Source organism: Amycolatopsis sp. NPDC021455, from assembly GCF_040640995.1.
Lineage (GTDB): Bacteria > Actinomycetota > Actinomycetes > Mycobacteriales > Pseudonocardiaceae > Amycolatopsis.
This window is the reverse complement of record NZ_JBFACT010000018.1, coordinates 28550-45084: the sequence shown is the minus strand read 5'-3', so window position 1 is coordinate 45084 and position 16535 is coordinate 28550. Positions and strand designations below refer to the sequence as shown.

Sequence of the window (16535 nt, the reverse complement as noted above, 5' to 3'; positions counted from 1 at the left end):
CGCGAGTCAACTCCTCGGCTGGGGGTTCTCCAGGCGGGCGATGGCTTCCCCGGCGTGCACCAGGACCCGGTCGCCGACGCCGGCCGAGACCAGCGCCACGCTCACCTCTTCCCGGCCCGAGCCGGTGTCCACGACGGCGAACCCGAGGTCCAGGAGTTCGACCACGGTCACTTCGACCGCGGTGTCGGAGCAGGTGATGCACACCCCGTCGTGACAGACGGGGCCGGCCGCTCTGTCGGCGTCACTGGCGCTCACGACGCCACCTCCGCGGTCAGCGCACCGGGGTGTTCGAAGAAGACGTGCACCAGCTCCCACAGCACGTGGTAGGTGGTCACGTGCACCTCCTTGACGATCCGCGGGTCGGCCGAGCGGGCGATGAAGACGTGATTCAGCCCAGTAGTCGCGGCGATCGCGCCGCCGTTACGACCGGTCAGCGCGACGGTGAGCATTCCCAGGTCACGGGCCGTTTCGAGAGCCCGGCGGACATTGGCGCACTCGCCGTCGGCGGAGATGCCCAAAGCGATGTCGGCCGGTTCGCCGATGATCCGCAGCTGGTGGGCGAAGACGTCGTCGAGGCCGGCTCGGGTGGCGACGCCGGTGACGGTCGCGACGTCGGCGGTCAGCGAAATCGCCGGCAGCGCGCGCTTGCCGACGATCACCGGGTGGACGAACTCCACCGCCACGTGCTGGGCGTCGGTGCTGGGCCCGCCGTTGCCGAACACCACGAGCTTGCCGCCGCGCTGGAAGCGGCGGGCCATGGCGTGGCACGCTTCGGCGACCGTGTGCGCGTCGTCGGCCAGGGCGAGCACCGGCGCCTTCCGGCGCTCGAAGAGGGCGTCGACGGAGTCCGGGTGGTTCGGTGACCACGGCATCGCGGTACTTCCTCCCGGCTGTTCGGCGGTGGGAGCCGGTCTCAGGCTAGAGTTGTGAATTGGATCACACAATAGAGCGAACGGGGTCGGAAGCGACGGTTGGTCGATTGCGTCCCGGTAATCCTTCACTTGCGATACTTGCACTTGTTGTCAATCCGCCACGGCCCTAGCGTCGTCGGCATGAACCTCACCATCCTCGCCGCGTCCGGCCGCACCGGAATTGCCCTTGTGCGGCAAGCACTCCGGCGCGGTCACACCGTCACGGCGCTCGCCCGCGACCCCGGGCGCATCGACCTCCCCGACGCCGCCGGGCTGCGCCTGGTCCGGCCGACGTCGACGATCCGGCGAGCGTCGCCGCCGCTGCCGGGGCCGGCTCCGTGGTGCTTTCCGGGCTGGGCACCGACCGGGCGGGCGTGCTGCTCGCCGGGGCGAAGGCCGTCGTCGCCGCCGGCCCGCGGCGGATCATCTGGCTCGGTGCCTACGGGACCGGCCCGTCAGCCGGCGTCGCCGGGGAAGGTGCCGGTGTCCTCGCGGCGGCGCTGGGCGACCGGCTCGGCGACAAGGTCGCGGCCGACACCACCGTCCTCGCGGCGGGCGGCACGGTGTTCCACGCCGGCCGGCTCGTCGACGGGCCGGAAAGCACACACCGGCGCACCGTCGGACTGGCGGACGCGCCGCCGTTCGACCTGTCCGCGACGGTCAGCCGCGAGACGGTGGCCGCGGCGATGCTGGACGAAGCCGAGGCGCCCCGGTTCGCCGGTGCGGTCGCGGTGCCCCTCGGTTAGTCCGCGACGGTCAGCCGGGAGTCGGTGGCCGAGGTGCCCCGGTTCGCCGGTGCGGTGGCGGTGCCGCTCGGTTAATCCGCGGTAGCCACCTCGAGGGAGGTACGCACCTGCTCACGGAGCCAGGCGTGGGCGGGGTCGGAGTCGTAACGCTGGTGCCACGTGCAGCTGATCGGCGCCGCCGGAGAGGCGGCGGGCAGGGGCCGGGTGACCAGCCCGAACGCCTCGACGAGCGGGCGGCTGAGCAGCGCCGTGCAGGTGACCAGCGCGTCGCCGCGGGCCACCGTCTGCAGCGCCATCGCGAGCGTGGCCACGGCCGCGATCACCCGGCGGTGAAGACCTTCCGCGGCCAGCAGCTCGTCGATCGGCGCGGTGAGCCGGCCACGCCGGGACACCAGCACGTGCGGGTGCGCGGCGTAGGACCGCAGGTCCAGGCGGCGGGCGCAAGGATGGTCCGGTCGCATCGCCACGACCAGCGGATCCTCCCCGAAGGTCTCGGTCCGGAACTCCGGCAGCGGCGGCCGTCCTCCGCCGAGTTCCAGGTCGACCCGGCCGAGCCGCAGGTCGTCGGTGTCGGCGGAGTTCTCGGCCAGCACCCGCAGCCGGGCCCGGGGCGCCAGCTCCTGGAGGCGGCCGATCAGCACCGGGACCACCGACGCGGCGAGGGCGTCGTGGCATTGGATCGTGAAGGTGCGGTCCAGCTCGCCGAGATCGAGCTCGCGGGCCGGGGACAGCACGTCGTGGGCCTGCCGGACCAGGTGGTGCACCTCTTCCCGCACGGCCAGCGCGTACGGCGTGGGCGTCATCGCGTGGCCCGTGCGCACCAGGATGTCGTCGCCGGTCACCTTGCGCAGCCTGCCGAGCGTGCGGCTCACGGCGGGCGAGGACAGGTGCAGCCGCTCGGCCGCGCCCATCACGCTGCCTTCCTCGAGCAGCGCGTCGAACACGGTCAGCAAGTTCAAGTCGAGTTGCACGATCGTCAGACAACCACAGGAGAAACCCGTGAACCACGAACTGCTCGCCGCCACCACCGCCGCCGTCGGAAAGGCGGCCGCGCGGATGCTGGAGCGCTACTCCACCGAGTCCCGCCAGGCCGGGCTCGCCGAACTGCTGGCGAGCCTGCACGACAACGACGCGGCCGTCGCCGGCGTGCTGCGTCCGGCGCTGGCGGAGGTCCGGCCGGAAGCGGCCTGGCTCGACGACGAACACGGCACCGGGCCGTTGGCGGCGGGCGAGTGGTGGCTCGTCGACCCCGTCGGCGGGAACGTCAACGCGGTGCACGGCATGCCCGGCTGGAACATCGGCGTGAGCCTGGTCCGGGACGGGCGCCCGGTCCTGTCGGTCGTGCACTTCCCGGTCCTCGGCGAGGTGTTCACCGCGATCGAGGGCGGCGGGGCGTTCCTCGACGGCGTGCGCCTGCGGGTCTCCGCCAAGACGTCGCTGGACGGCGCGCTGGCCGGAACCGGGCAGGCGCGGCCCGGTCAGGACGCGGACCTGGTGGCCCGCACGGGGAGTTCGTTCACGGCGATGTCGAGGGCCGCCCTGCAGGTGCGCGTTTCCGTGCCGGTGACCGAGCAGCTCGCCCAGGTCGCGGCCGGCCGCATGGACCTGCACTGGCAGCTCGACAACGTGCGCTCCCACGCGGCCGGCGTGCTGCTCGTCCAGGAGGCGGGCGGGATCGTCACCGACCTCGACGGCAGGCCGTGGGACCTCACGAGCGAGAGCTACCTCGCCGCCGCGCCCGGGGTGCACGCGGCGGCCCTGGAGATCCTCACGCGCTGATCGCGCGGGCGTAGTTTCGAAGCATGAGGATCGGCGAGCTGTCCCGGCGCACCGGCGTGAGTGCGCGCTCACTGCGGTACTACGAGGCACAGGGCCTGTTGACCAGCGTTCGCTCCGAGGCCGGCCAGCGGCACTATTCCGACGCCGAGGTCCAGCGCGTGTCGCTGATCCGGCAGCTGTTCGGCGCGGGCCTGTCGAGCCGCGTGATCGCGACGGTGCTGCCCTGCGTCGAGACCCCCGGCGACCTGGGCGTCGTCGAGTTCGCGTTCGCGACGATGAAGCGCGAGCGCGACCGGATCGACGCCGAAATCGCGCGCTTGATCGAGAGCAGGGACGCGCTCGACGTGGTGCTCGCCGCCAACAGCCGGCACCGCGAGCAACTGGCCTGACGCTGTGACCCGCGCCTCAGCCCGTTGCCCCTGACACCGGTGTGAGCGGTCAGGCTGGCCGCAGGGCCCGGAACCACCGGGCCGAGCATCCGGAAGGCGGCGGAAAATGGGACAGGCATGGGGTTTCGGCAGGCACGGCGGGCCGGAGGTGCAGGAGTTCTTCGATCGGCCCGATTCCGTCCCCGGGCGTGGTGAGGTGCTGATCCGGGTCGATGTCGCCGGCGTGAACCCCCTCGACCACCTCGTGCGCGCGGGCGTGGTCCCCGGGCTCGACGGCGGGCGTCCGTTCCCGCGCGTGCTGGGCATGGAGGCCGCGGGAACCGTGCTCGCGCTGGGGGAGGACGTCGACGGGCTCGAGGTGGGGGACGCGGTCTTCGGCTTCGCGCTCACCGGCGGCGGCACCTACGCCGAGACGACGGTGCTGTCCGCGCCGAACACCGCGCGCGTCCCGGCGGGCCTGTCCGCGACCGCGGCGGCGACGCTGCCGGTGGCCGGGACGACCGCGGTCGACGCGCTCGACCAGCTCGGCCTCCCCGCCGGCGCCACCATCCTGGTCAACGGGGTGGGCGGCGGGGTCGGCCTCGCGGTCGCCCGGCTGGCCGCGGCCCGCGGGCTGAACGTGGTCGGTACCGGCAGTGCCGCCAAGCGCGCGCCGGCCGAGGCCGCCGGGGCGCGGTTCGTCGACTACACCGCCGAGGACGTCGTCGCCGCGGCCCGCGAGCTGGTCCCGGCCGGCTTCGACGGGATCGTCGACCTGGTCGGCGGTCCCTCGCTGCGGACGGTGGCCCCGCTGGCGCGCGACCCTCGCGGCGTCATCGCCGTGGGCGACCAGTCCGTGGCCGAGATCGGCGGCCGGTTCGTCGAGCGCCGCCTCGACCGCGAGAACCTCGAGCGCGCCGCCCGGCTGGCGCTCGACGGAGACCTCGCCCCGGCGATCACGGCGGTCCACCCGCTGTCCGACGCCCCGGCCGCCCTCGCGGCCGTCGAGAACGGGCACGCCGCGGGCAAGGTCGTCATCAAGGTGGCTTGAACGACCCGCCGCCGGTCACGTTCCCTTCGCCAGGTCGAACGCCAGGCCGCTCGAGCGTTCTCCGCGGCCGACGTCGCGGCGGACGCTCAGCCAGAGGGCCACCCGGCCGGTCTTCGTCCTGGTCCGGTTGTACGAGACCGTCAACCGGGTGCCCGACCTCGGGACTTCCTCCTCGTTGACGAAGTACGAGTCGCCGCGGTCGAAACCTTCGCGCAGCAACGCCGTTCTCGGGCGGATCAGGCTCGCGTCCACCTCGCTCGGCATCGCCGCGCGCTGCAGCTGGATCGCCCGGCTGTCGCCCGGTACGTGGACCGGGATGAACGGGATCCAGTTCTCCGGCACCGAGCTCATCGCCTCGTACGCGATCGGCGCGCGCGGGGCGTCCGGCGCCGGGTCCGGGTGACGCCGGCGGCGGAACGCCAGCGATTCGGCCGCCATCTCGTCGCCTGAGCGGCCTTCGCCGGTCGTCGTGCGGACCGTCTGCTCGATACCCCACACCAGGTTGGCGCTCTCGTCGCGGACCAGGGCCACGTCCTCGAGCGCCGGGCCCGTCGCCACCTTCGGCGTGCCGGGCGGGAGCAGCAGGCCGGGGCCGTCGCCGAGGGTGTACATCGACCAGTGCTCGGCGGCGCCGGCCGGGGTGATCCAGCGGCGCTCGCCGAACACGTCGGTCACGCACAGGCCCTGGACCGTCGCGAGCGTGCCGGCCGGCAGGTCGCACGGCAGCTGGTACCAGTCGTTGCTGAACACCAGCGCGAACTCGAGGAAGATCAGCCGGGCCAGGTCGGTGCTGTCCGGGGTGACCGCGGCGAAGTTCGTCTTGCCGTCCTCGACCGCCCACCAGCGGGGCAGCGGCATGCCCGAATAGCGCACGGGCGAGGGGAACACGGTCCGGTTGAGCGTGACCGGTGCGGGAGTACCGCCCAGCGACCCCGATGCCGAGGAGAACGCGTGCCAGTCCAGCTCGCCGCCGGGGTACTCCGGCGCGGACAGCACCCGGTCGCCGGCCCCGATGGAGAAGCGGTGCTCCAGCCGGCGCGGGTCCCACGCCGAGTCGCCCGCGGGCCGGTCGGGGGTGATCCCGCCGGGCTGGTCGATGAGGTCGTCGAACCAGCCGGTCAGCCGCGGGCCGAGCGCGTCCAGCTGGGTCCGGCGCTGGCGCGACAGGTCCCGGATCCCGTCGGAGGCCTTCCCGCCCCCCTTGAGGTGCTGGTAGAGCAGATAGCCGTCCAGCCGGCGGCCGGCCACCGCCTGCGTCGCCGCCCAGACCTCGGGGTGGGCGAGCTGCGCGGCGTCGTCCGGGCCGGGCAGCGTGATCGGGTACAGCCGGACGAACTGCCCGGCGGCGTCCCGGAACCCCGACGCCCGGGCCAGCAGCCGCAGCCACCGGCGGCCCAGCGTCAGGCGCAGGTCGAACGAGATCGGCTCGGTGCCGAACGCGAACGGCAACGGCCGCCGCTCGGCGACCGTCTCGAGCGGACGGTCCGGCGGCAGCGGGCCCGGAGTGCCGAGCGGCTCGACGTCGGACCGGAACCGGCCCGGCGCGCTCGCCGTGACCGAGTAGGTGGCGGTCACCGGCGAACCGGCGTCGCTGCCGCGGAACTCGCCCAGTTGCCACTGCCGCGCCAGCAGCCACAGCGGGTCCCGGACTTCGGCCCGCAACGCCCGGGAGAAGTCGGTCGTGCGCGGCCGGCCTTCGAGGCGGTTCCAGACCCCGACCGTCGGGTTTTCGCGGCGGGTCAGCGCGCCGGCGAGGTCGGCGATGCGGGGCTCACTCATGGTCTGCCTTCCAGCGGGTGTTGGCGATCGCCAGGTCGGTGCTGATCGTGATCGGCTGCCGGGTGGCCGACAGCACGGTGGCCGGCAGGAGCTGCGCGTAGCCGGTGTCGTCCAGGTGCACCGGTTCGACGAGCCGCGTCTTGGCCAGGTCGAAGGTTTCGTTGACGGCGGCGACGAGGTCGTCGGCGGCCCACGTCCCGGTCTTCACCGGCGGGGTCACCAGCAGCATCGCCTGCGGCGGCTCGGAGTCCGGGCTGTCCGCGTGGACGGCGATGCTCGTGGTCTCCCGCTCGGCGGGGATCACCTCGGTCCACTCGTCGAACAGCAGGCCGCACTCGCTGTCGGCGTTGCGCGACGGCTGGGTCGCGTAGTGCGCCGTGAACAGCAGCCGGTCTTCGGTGAGGTCGGCGCCGGCCGCGAACTCCATGCCGAGCCAGTGGTCGCCCGGCCGCAGCGGCAGCTGGATCGGCTGCAGCCGCGTGTCGCCGTCGTCCTCGGCGTCCCCGTCGCCGCTGCTGATCAGCCCGCCGTCGCCGCGCAGCGCGTCGCTGAGCAGGACGACGCGTTCCCAGAGCCGGGGCATGTCGCGGACGCGGGCGATGCCGTGCAGCCAGTCGTCGACCGGGAAGTCCCGGTTCAGCGGTGCCTGCGTCAGGTGCCGCACCAGGTCGTCGCTGCCGTCCAGGGCGTCGTGCAGGTCCTTGGCCAATTGGTCGGGGACCGGGTACTCGGGCACCACGAGGACGTCGGTGCCGAGCATCGCCTGCAGGGCTTCGAGGGCGGCCTTGGTGCGGTCCGGCGGCGTCACGGCCTGGTCGAAGCCGGTGAGCGCGGTGACCGCCGCCGCCAGCCGGCCGGTGACCTCGGTCTGCAGTGCCCGGGCCCGGGTCAGCAGCTCGCGGCCGAAGTCCACGACCTGGTCCTGCGTGGGGGTCAGGTCGAGGCCGGTGGGGTCGAAGGCGGTCAGCGGCAGCAGGCGCCCGACCTCGTCCAGCAGGTCGCTGAGCTTCGAGGTGTCGATGTCCGCGATGTCCTGGAGGTCGTGGAGCCGGTCGGCGAAGTCGTCCCGCTTGTGGCGGACCGCCGAGCGGAACTCGTTCGGCGTCTTCGGATCGACGGCCGGCGTCGTGACGACCAGCCGTTCCACCTGCCGCAGCAACCGGATGCGCTCGGCGTCCGGAGTGGACCTCGGCAGCGCGTCGTACGCGGTCAGCAGGGTGTTGGCGGTGGCGAGCGCGCCGGCCATCCGGTCGGCGACGGTGGCCACGGCGGCCAGCACGGCCGAGAAGACCCCGCGCCGCCACGCCATCAGCTCCCCCCAGCCGCTGCGGACCACGCCGAAGCCGGCCGCGGTGGTGACCAGCCCGGCGTACCGCGTCAGCAGCGAGTCGATGCGGTCGAGCACGTCGGCTCGCTTCGGCGGCGCCGGCGAGGCCGGGTAGAGCCGGGCCACGTCGGCGATGTAGCCGGCCACGTCGTCGGCGAGGTCGTGCAGGGCGTCCCGCACCGCTTCCGGCCGCCGCCTCGTGACCGTGACGGCGTCGTCGAGACTCCGGTCCACCGCGGCGGAGCCGGCCGCGGGGACCAGGTCGGTCGGCCGCAGCGGCCGTCCGGTCGTCAGCAGCGTCCGCAGGGCGATGATCAGCGGGGACAGCTCGAAGAACGTGATCTTGCCGTCGATCCGCTCGGTGTAGCGGATGGTCAGCTCGGCGTCCGGGCGCGGGTGGTCGTGCTCGACGACGACCCCGATGATCCGGTCGTCGAGCTCGGCCATGGCCGGGTCGCCGGTCGGCCGCACGGCCCAGAGCAGGTCGATCGGCGACAGGTCCAGCTCCTCCTGGGTGACGTCGTGGTGCCGCGGGTGCCCGTTCTCGTCGGTCCAGGTGACGTGGGCCGCGACGGACCTCGGCGGTGGCAGCAGGCTGGGCAGCCAGTCGTCGACCGCGGGCTCGGCCTTGGCGCGGGGCGAATCGCCGCCGCCCGGGTTCAGCCCGGTCCGCAGCCGCAGGCCGAACCGGTGGGTGAGCGTGGTGCCGCTGCGCGGCGTCTCGATCACGGTGGGCTCGGGCGGCAGGCCGTCCTTGGCGTAGGCGTCGAGCGTCGCCGAGGCCCGCTCGACGTTGCCGGCGAGGGCCTGGTGGGCGGACTCGGCGACGGCGAGGTCGGCGACGGCGTCGTTGGCGTCGAGCAGCAGGGCCGCCTCGTCGCTGATCGCCTGCTTCTGGCCGTCGTCGGCCTCGGGCAGCCCGGCGAGGCCGAACGGGTAGGTCTGCGGCACCCCGGCGCCGTTCAGGTGGCGGACCAGCGCGAGCCCGTCGACGACGTTCCCGGCTTCGACCTGCGTGATCTTGTCCGGCTCGGCCGCGGTCTCGGTGATCTTCCCGGCGCGCAGCGGGAACTTCAGCCGCAGCCCGGCGATGAACTTGTCCACCTCGGCCTCGGCGTGGCGGTCGTGCAGCCCGCGTTCGAACCGGTAGCCGAGCAGCGCGCCCAGCGACTGGCCCTGCCGCATCCCGGCGAGGATGCCGAGGGCGACCCGCACGCGTCCGGAGCCGAGGTTCACCGCGAACGTGCCGGGGTTTTCCGGCGTGCGGTTGGCGGCGTAGCCGGCGCGCAGCACCGCCGCGGTCCGGGCGTGCGCCGGTGACGGCGTGTGCACGAAGCCTTCGTTCTTTTCGTCGTGCAGCAACGGTTTTCCGCCGGCGAACACGGTGGCGAGCGGGCCGGTGAGGGTGACGGGGGTGAGCGGGTCCGTGCTGGGGCGGACGTCTTCCAGCCAGCCGTACGCGCCGAGGTGCAGCCCCGGCTTCGCGGTGCCGGTGCCGCCGGGCCCGAACCGCAGCTCGGCCAGCCGTTCGGTGGCCAGCCCCAGCCGCCAGGCGTCGAGCCGGTAGGAGGCCAGGTCGAGGTGCTCGGCGAGTACCCGCTCCAGCTTGGCCGTGGGCAGGCCGGCCAGCAGCCCGAGCGCCGTGACCTGCTCGGCCAGCGCCGCGGTCGGTCCCGGCCGGCGCAGGACGCCCGGGATGAAGTCGACGAGCAGCTGCTCCGGGTTCCCGGTGACGGCGGGCGCGGGGGAGTACAGCAGCCGGAACCGGCTCTCGCTGAGCGCCTGTTCGCCCGCGCCCGGAATCCGCACGTGCACGAACGGCGAGTCCGCTGTGGACAGTCCGGTCATGCCGGCGGCGCTCGCGAGGGCCCGGGCCGCGTCGTCCCAGCCGAGCAGGACCGCGTGCCGCAGCAGCAGGTACAGCAACGCCGACGGCGGGGTGTCGTCGGTGAAGCCGAGTTCCAGCCGGATCGCGTCGAGGTCGGTGACCGCCGGGTCGCCGCCGGCCAGGTCGGCCAGCCAGCGCACGTAGTTGCGGTGGTCGGGGGTGTAGTCCCGGATCGGGTCGGTCTCCGACAGCGGGCGGTCGTCGACGAGCGGGGCCAGGATCGGCTGCTGGAAGTCGGTGAACAGCCGGCGCAGCAGGTCCGGGTCCTTGCCGGGGCCGGTGTCCGCGCCGAACCGGGCGAGCAGCGCCCGCACCGGTCCCGGCAGGCCCAGCGCGTCGAGCGCCGGCAGCACGGTCGAGCCCAGCCCGCCGAGGTTCTCCCGGTTGAAGAGGTCCTCGACGCTTTGGGCGTACCGCTGGTGGTATTCGGCCGAGGTCGGGTGCAGCGCCAGGAGGTCCAGCAGCCGCTGGTGCGGGTCGGGTGCGCCGGGGTCGAGGCGTGGCACCCGGGCGACGGCCGCCGCCCAGTCCACGCCCGCCGCGGTCAATACCTTGTTGAGCGCGCGGCGGTGCGGGGCCGAGGCCGAGTCCGGGTAGGCGAGCTTGGAGAACACCGTCGTCGGCAGGATGCCGTAGGGCTGCCGCCCGATCTTGACCGCCGGCAGCGGGCCGCGGCCGGACACGTACTTCAGGAAGAAGTCGCGCGTGGCGGCGACCGCGGCCGGGCCGAGCAGCGGGTTCAGCGCGGTCTGCAGGAAGTAGCCCCAGGTCGCCGGCCACAGCGCCGTGTTGGCGGCGCGCGCGTCGCGCTGGTCGGTGCCGTCCGCGTTCGGCATCCCGGTCAGCACGGCCCGGTCGAGGCCGAGCAGGTCGGCGAACACCTGGCCGTCGGTCCGCCCGGTCCAGTCCGCCGCGGCGGCGGTGGCGGCTCCGGTGATGCTGCGCAGCGCCGCGGCGGCCTCGTCTTCCGGGTCCTGCCCCGCGGGGCGCACGTCGGTGTTGTTCGTCGGGGTGCCCTGCGGCAGCAGGCTGAAGCCGTCGGGGCTGCGCAGCTGCCGGGTGATGAGGTCGGCGAGGTCGGTAGCGGTCTTCGCCGGTGCGGACTGCTCGCGCAGCCCGAACGCGACGAGCCGGTCGAGCCCGCCGCGGATCTCGTCGGTCAGCGGGATCCGCACGCCCATCCCGGTCGCGACGGCGCGGTCGAAGTCGGTCAGCCAGCGCAGCTCGTCCGGGACGTGCAGGGCACCGGTCTGCTCGTTGACGCTGATCTGGTCGACGGCGTTGGGGTCCGGGCTGACCGGCAGCGTCGCCGGCACCGCCGTGCCGGTGACCGACACGACCTGACGGCCGCCGAGGTACCCGCGGACCTGGAAGCGGTCCGGCAGCAGCCGCGCCCGCGCCGACTGCGTCCACGACTCCGCCGCGGTGCTGTTCGCGGCGGGCGCGGGGAGCACGAGGAACGCGACCGCGACGTCGTCGCCCGGGGCCACCGGCGCACTGTCCACTCCGGACGGACGGCGGGCGCGGATGGCGTTCGCCCGCGTGTCGTTGTTGCCGACCGCGGCGCGCAGGGCGGCGTCGGCCTGCCGCAGCAGCAGCCGGTCGCCGTGGGCGCGCCACACCGCGGTCCAGTACGCGACGGTCGGTGCCTTGTCGTTCGCGGCCACCGCGGCGGTGGTCCGGACGACGAGCACGACGGTGCTGCCGGGCACCGCGGCCGGCTCGTCGGCGGGGTTAGCCGGGAGGCGGGTGGTGAGCAGCCAGGCGGCGCGTCCCGGGGCGACCCGCCCGGTCAGCTCCTGCCACGCGGCCGCGAGCGGGCCGGGCCGTTTCGCGGCGGCCCATCGGGCGGTCCAGTAGGCGTCGACCGCGCCGATTTCGGCCACCGTCGGCTTCGTTTCGGACTTTTCCACCGACCACTCGTCCGGGAACACCCGGACGAGCAGCTCCGTCGGCGTGAACCGGGTTTCGAGCCGGACCGGGCCGAGCAGCACCGGGAAGTCGTCACTCAAGGCGGTCATCGCGGCAACATCTCCTGTGCGTGCACGGCCACCATGACGGGGACCTGGAAAAGGATGTAGGCGAGGTCGGCCGAGCCGAGGCCCGAGAACCAGAGCGGCAGGTTCTCGTCTTCGGCGCGCTGGTCCTTCTTCTCGCGGTCGTCGTCGGAGTGGTCGAAGTCGCCCAGGGCGACCTGGACGGCCGGGTCCAGCTCGAGGAACCCGGTCCGGTGCGGATCGACGTCGTCCCAGGTGAGGTCGTTCCACACCTCGACGTGGGTGGGCGGTCCGTCGTCGACGCCGAAGCGCGGGTCGCCGGGACGTTCCTTCAGCACGAAGAACCAGCCGGGGTCGACCCCCGGCGTACCGAGGGCCTCGTCGGCGTCGAGGTCGAAGCCGAGCAGGTAGATGTCCGGCTCGACCTTCGCCTCGTACCGGGGCAGCCGGATCTGCTCGGGTGACGGCAGGCCGTCGGTGGGCAGGTCGGCGAGTTCGCGGGGCTGCGTCGGGTCGTTCCCGGGGAACTGCGCGCGCTGGGCGTAGATCGCGGCCGTCGGGTACTTCTTGAGCAGCTCGCCGCGGACGACCAGGACGAGGTCGTCGCGTTGCGGGCCACCGGGGCGCGGGTCGTCCGGCTGCCGGTTTTCGTTGTCCCCCAGCCGGGTCGTGGCCGGCCATTCGTGGATCGGCGGGATGTCGTAGCCCCGCTCACGCCGCAGGCCGGCGGTCTCGTTCGGCACCGGCAGCGTCGCGACCGGGTCCCAGAACTGCCGGAACGGCGTCCCGCGCTGGTCGGTGGGGTACTCCCGCCACAGCAGTTCGCGGGCCATCTCGTGGTTGAGGCCGACGAGGAAGGATTCGATGAACTCGCGGTTGTTCGCCAGCAGCGTGATCGAGTTCGGCGGCAGCAGGCTCAGGTTCGGGACGAGGCTGTCGACCGAGATGTCCAGCAGCGTCCGGTAGGCCGGTACGTCGAACACGGGATAGGCCATGGCCTCGATGAACCCCGCGGCGAAGGGCCGCAGCCGTTCGGGCAGGCTGACGGATCCTTCGAGCAGGGCACGCGGCACGGTCTCTTCGGCGTTCAGCCCGGTGAGCACCGAGGCGGCCGTCCCCACGACGTCCAGCGGTGGCGCGGGTTTGACGTGCCCGACCGCGACCCCCGCGTCGAAGCCCTGGTGCAGCTCGCGCAGCGCGGCCTTGAACCGCTGCGCCTCGGCGCTGTCGGAGGTACCGGGGTGCGGCGCGACCGGGTCGCCGAGGGCACGCAGCACGAAGTCCGGGCTGCGCGGCAGGGAACCGACGGGGTCCGCGCCGGGCGGCTGGGCCGGGTGCAGGGTGGCGGCCAGGTCCCGGGGCGTGACGAGCGCACCCGGGGTGACCTTCACGGGCGCCGCGACGACCGGGTCGACCGGAGCGTCCATCCGGGACAGCAGAGCGGCCGCGGACTGCCCGGGGAAGGGCAGCGTCCGCATCAGCCGCGACCCGGGACGGGTGATGCGGCGCATGGCGGGCGACACGGGCGCGGCCGCGACCCGGCTGCTCGCCACCCGGAACTCGGCGGCGACCTGGCCGGCGGGATCGGCGACGAGGCCGACGGCGCCACCCGCAGCGGCAATGCGGCTGCCAGCGCCACCACTCGCGCCGACGCCCGCGCCCAGGGCGGCGGGTCCGGCGGCGAGGCCGGCAGTGGAGTCGCGGCCGGTGGCGCCGCCTGCGGCGGTGGGGCTGCCGCTGTCGCCGCCTGCGGTGGGACTGCCTGCGGTGGTGGGACTGCCGTCGCCTGCGGCGGCGGGGCTGCCGCTGTCGCCGCCAGCGGTGCGGCTGCCGGCGGCGGTGGGGCTGCCGGTGCCGTCGGCTGTGGCAGCGGGGCTGCCTGCGGCGGGCCTGCCGCTGCCGCCGCCCGCGTCGGCGGTGCCGTCGCCTGCGGCGAAACTGCTGCTGCTCGCCGCGGTCGTGACCCGCGAGTGCGCCGGCGCGGTGAGCGTCAGGGACCGGCCCGGCGCCGACGCCGGCGCGGCCGCCAGTGCGGCGGGCGCGCTGCCCGTCGGTGGGTCGATGTGCTTGGCCTGCAACACGTTCCCGACCTCGCGGGCCAGCTGGGCGGCCCGGATCCGGCCGTTCGCGACCAGGACGTCGCCGACCTGGGCCCAGGCCGCGGCCATCAGCTCCTCGTCGTGGGCGCGGACGACCTGGGTGCCGAGGCCCGCCGCGATGCGGAAGCGCGGGTCGAGGTTGAGCCGGTGCAGCCAGCCGCGCAGGACCTCCGGGGACACCGGGGTGCCGTTCTCGTCGTTCAGCAGCCTGGTCGTCAGCGCGTGCCAGCGTCCGTACAGCGGCGGCGTGATCACCGGGTCCGGGCCCGCGGTCGCCGCCGGGCTCGCGGCGTGCGCTGCCGCGGGTTCGTGGCGCTGGTAGTCGTCGGCCAGGTTGAGCAGGCCGGCCATCGCCTGCTCGAACGGATGCGGGTAGGGCGGGGCCGCGCCGGTGTCGACGAAGTGGTCCCAGTTCTCCGCCGGGTCGATCGGGTCGCCGGCGCGTTCGGGCACTTTCAGCGCACCCCGCAGCGGCAGCACGCCACCCTGGTCCGTGATGGGCGGCAGGTCCAGGCCGGGCTTCCCGTGGACGTCGAGGGGCCGCCGGCCGATCCGCGGGTCCGGGGCCTGCGGGCGGAGCAGCCGGACCAGGAACTCGAAGTCGCCCGCCGTGCCGGTCGCGAAGGCCCAGCGGTGGTAGTACGGCAGGACGCCCTCGGCCGGGCGGTTCGCGTAGTGCGGGCCCCAGCTGGAATACAGCGCGTTCGGCGCCACCGCCGGGTCCAGCCCGAGTCCCGCGAGCCGGCCGGATTCGAACGTCGGCACGAGGAACGCCTCGTACGCGGTGCCCGGTCGCAGGTGGCGCGGGCAGATCAGCCGGGAGCAGGCGTTGTCGGCGTTGGTGCGCACCACTTCGGTGAGCGCGGCCAGCGCGGCGGCCGTGCCGTCGGTGGCGACCGGGTCGGCCAGCGAGCCGTTGACGTGCACGTGCGCCCAGGCCCCGAGCTGGTCCGGCGGCGGCAGGGTGCCGGCCGGGTCCGCGACGCTGATCGCCGGCAGCGGGCCGGCCCCCTTCGGGACCTCGGTGAACTCGCTGCCGGTGGCGAGCACGACCAGCGCCAGCCACGGCGTGAGCCGGGCGGTGTGCCCATCCGCGGCGCCCGGGCTGTAGCGCCAGAGGAAGTCCTCCTCGGAGAACTCGATGTGCGCCAGGTAGTTCGGCTCGAAGTTGGTGACGCCCGCCCGCGGTTCGGTGCGCGAGATCGCCCGCGGGTCGACGCCGACGACGTCGCCGGGCCCGTACAGCTGGACGTCCCGGTTCACCGGCTGGGTCAGGGTTTCGTGGCCGGTGATCGGCTCGCCGGAGACGAGCAGCTGGACCTTGACGGTCGCCCGCACGCCGGCCTGCGGCGGGGTCGTCACCTTGGTGCTGATCCCCGTGCGCAGCCAGGGCAGGAAGGTGTAGGCGTTCGGGCTCACGCGGCACCGCCGGCGAACAGCTCGGTGGCCGGGGTCAGCTCGGTGACGGCCGGGTCCGCGGCGGCCAGCCCGGAGCGGACCACGCCGCCGGCGATCGCCGCCCCGCCGTCGGCGAGTGGCGCGGCCGCGAACGACCACCGCCCGGTCGTGAGCCCGGCGGCCGGCGTCCACTCGTCGTGGCCGGCGTCGTAGACGAACGCGCTGCGGTAGCCGGCTTCGTCGCGGTCGCTCGCGGCCCCGCCGGCGACCAGCACCCGGCCCGGCCCGAGCGGGACCGCCCGGTGGAACGCCCGCCCGGCCGGCATCGGGGCCTTCTCCGTCCAGGTTCCGCTGCCCAGCTCGAACACCTCGACCGCGCGCTGGCTGAACGGGTCGTACGGCGCGGTGCCCGGCGAACCCGGCGCGGTCCCGCCGGTGACGAGCACGGTCGTGCCGGAGAGCCGGGTCGCTTGGTGGTGGCGGCGGGCGCGCAGCAGGGCACCGGTCGGTGCCCATTGCTTCTTGTCCGAGTCGTAGAGCTCGCAGAAGGCGAGCGCGGGGTCGTCGGGGACGCCCACCGGCACGACGCCGCCGACGACCAGGACCATCCCGTCGTCGAGCGCGACGGCGGTGTGGCCGGTGCGGGCGTCGGTCATCGCCGGTGCCTCGTGCCACTTCCCGTCGCTCGGGGTGTAGCGCTCCGCCGACCGCAGGGCGGTGGTGCTCCCGCCGGGGCGGGCCGCGCTGCCGCCGGCGACGAGCACCGAGCCGTCGGGCAGCAGGACCGCGCTGTGGCCCCAGCGGGGCGTGATCATCGGGACGGTGGTGAACGTCCACTGGTTGCTGTCCGGGTGGTAGATCTCGGCGGTGCCGAGCCCCGGCCCGGTGGGGGACGAGCCGCCGAGACCGCCGGCGGCGAGGACGGTCCCGTCCGGCAGGCGGGTGAGGGTGTGCAGCCGGCGCGGTGAGCGCATGGTGCCGGTCGGGGTCCAGGTGCCGTCCGTGCCGAGCGTCGCGGCCGTGCTGAGCGCGGCGCCGCCGGCGTCCGCGCCGCCCGCCACCAGGACGATCCCGTGGTCGAGCGCGACCGCGCCGTCGTGCTGGCCGTACCAGGCGGCGGGGGTGGGCAGGTCGTGCGCGCTGGTCCAGGTGCCGAGCGCCGCGGTGAGAGTGGTCATCGTGGTTTCCTTCG

Annotated in this window: 10 protein-coding genes and 1 pseudogene; 4 read left to right on the top strand and 7 right to left on the bottom strand. The window is 74.4% G+C overall.

Annotation, left to right across the window (positions count from 1 at the left end; translation table 11 throughout):
* Positions 1-6: 6 nt before the first annotated feature.
* Both AB0G28_RS21820 and AB0G28_RS21815 read right to left on the bottom strand, forming a co-directional pair.
* Positions 7-255 (bottom strand): HypC/HybG/HupF family hydrogenase formation chaperone, encoded by a 249-nt coding sequence (locus AB0G28_RS21820; protein ID WP_361091596.1) that lies wholly within the window; start codon positions 253-255, stop codon positions 7-9.
* Positions 252-872: an SIS domain-containing protein gene (locus AB0G28_RS21815; RefSeq protein ID WP_361091593.1), complete on the bottom strand. Its 621-nt coding sequence runs from the start codon at positions 870-872 to the stop codon at positions 252-254. Before AB0G28_RS21815 ends, AB0G28_RS21820 begins: the two co-directional genes overlap by 4 nt.
* 180 nt (positions 873-1052) lie before the next feature.
* Here AB0G28_RS21815 and AB0G28_RS21810 point away from each other — a divergent pair.
* A pseudogene (locus tag AB0G28_RS21810) lies at positions 1053-1657 on the top strand (NAD(P)H-binding protein).
* 71 nt (positions 1658-1728) lie between these two features.
* Here AB0G28_RS21810 and AB0G28_RS21805 read toward each other — a convergent pair.
* A complete protein-coding gene (locus AB0G28_RS21805) occupies positions 1729-2628 on the bottom strand; it encodes a LysR family transcriptional regulator (RefSeq protein WP_361091590.1) in 900 nt (299 codons plus the stop codon).
* A 28-nt stretch (positions 2629-2656) separates the two neighbouring features.
* Here AB0G28_RS21805 and AB0G28_RS21800 point away from each other — a divergent pair, with 28 nt between their 5' ends.
* The 3 genes from AB0G28_RS21800 (at position 2657) to AB0G28_RS21790 (ending at position 4855) form a co-directional block, all read left to right on the top strand.
* Positions 2657-3436 (top strand): inositol monophosphatase family protein, encoded by a 780-nt coding sequence (locus AB0G28_RS21800; RefSeq protein WP_361091588.1) that lies wholly within the window; start codon positions 2657-2659, stop codon positions 3434-3436.
* A gap of 23 nt (positions 3437-3459) precedes the next feature.
* On the top strand, positions 3460-3825 hold the full coding sequence (locus AB0G28_RS21795) for a MerR family transcriptional regulator (protein ID WP_361091585.1): 366 nt from the start codon (positions 3460-3462) through the stop codon (positions 3823-3825).
* A gap of 106 nt (positions 3826-3931) precedes the next feature.
* Positions 3932-4855, top strand: a complete 924-nt coding sequence (locus AB0G28_RS21790; RefSeq protein ID WP_361091582.1) for an NADP-dependent oxidoreductase — start codon at positions 3932-3934, stop codon at positions 4853-4855.
* A 15-nt stretch (positions 4856-4870) separates the two neighbouring features.
* On the opposite strand, the gene AB0G28_RS21785 is transcribed toward AB0G28_RS21790, so the two are convergent.
* The 4 genes from AB0G28_RS21785 to AB0G28_RS21770 are packed head-to-tail and all read right to left on the bottom strand — an operon-like array spanning position 4871 to position 16521.
* Positions 4871-6634 carry a hypothetical protein gene (locus AB0G28_RS21785; RefSeq protein ID WP_361091579.1) on the bottom strand — a complete coding sequence of 588 codons (1764 nt, stop codon included), beginning with the start codon at positions 6632-6634 and terminating at the stop codon, positions 4871-4873.
* Positions 6627-11870: a hypothetical protein gene (locus AB0G28_RS21780; protein WP_361091576.1), complete on the bottom strand. Its 5244-nt coding sequence runs from the start codon at positions 11868-11870 to the stop codon at positions 6627-6629. The genes AB0G28_RS21785 and AB0G28_RS21780 overlap by 8 nt, the downstream gene beginning before the upstream one ends.
* Positions 11867-15364, bottom strand: a complete 3498-nt coding sequence (locus tag AB0G28_RS21775; RefSeq protein ID WP_361091573.1) for a hypothetical protein — start codon at positions 15362-15364, stop codon at positions 11867-11869. The genes AB0G28_RS21780 and AB0G28_RS21775 overlap by 4 nt, the downstream gene beginning before the upstream one ends.
* A complete protein-coding gene (locus tag AB0G28_RS21770; protein ID WP_361091570.1) occupies positions 15361-16521 on the bottom strand; it encodes a kelch repeat-containing protein in 1161 nt (386 codons plus the stop codon). Before AB0G28_RS21770 ends, AB0G28_RS21775 begins: the two co-directional genes overlap by 4 nt.
* Positions 16522-16535 lie beyond the last annotated feature (14 nt).

Excerpts from the sequence above, each read along its gene's own strand:
- AB0G28_RS21815 (WP_361091593.1), bottom strand. The coding sequence starts at position 872 with ATGCCGTGGTCACCGAACCACCCGGACTCCGTCGACGCCCTCTTCGAG.
- AB0G28_RS21795 (WP_361091585.1), top strand. The coding sequence starts at position 3,460 with ATGAGGATCGGCGAGCTGTCCCGGCGCACCGGCGTGAGTGCGCGCTCA.
- AB0G28_RS21790 (WP_361091582.1), top strand. The coding sequence starts at position 3,932 with ATGGGACAGGCATGGGGTTTCGGCAGGCACGGCGGGCCGGAGGTGCAG.
- AB0G28_RS21785 (WP_361091579.1), bottom strand. The coding sequence starts at position 6,634 with ATGAGTGAGCCCCGCATCGCCGACCTCGCCGGCGCGCTGACCCGCCGC.
- AB0G28_RS21780 (WP_361091576.1), bottom strand. The coding sequence starts at position 11,870 with ATGACCGCCTTGAGTGACGACTTCCCGGTGCTGCTCGGCCCGGTCCGG.
- AB0G28_RS21770 (WP_361091570.1), bottom strand. The coding sequence starts at position 16,521 with ATGACCACTCTCACCGCGGCGCTCGGCACCTGGACCAGCGCGCACGAC.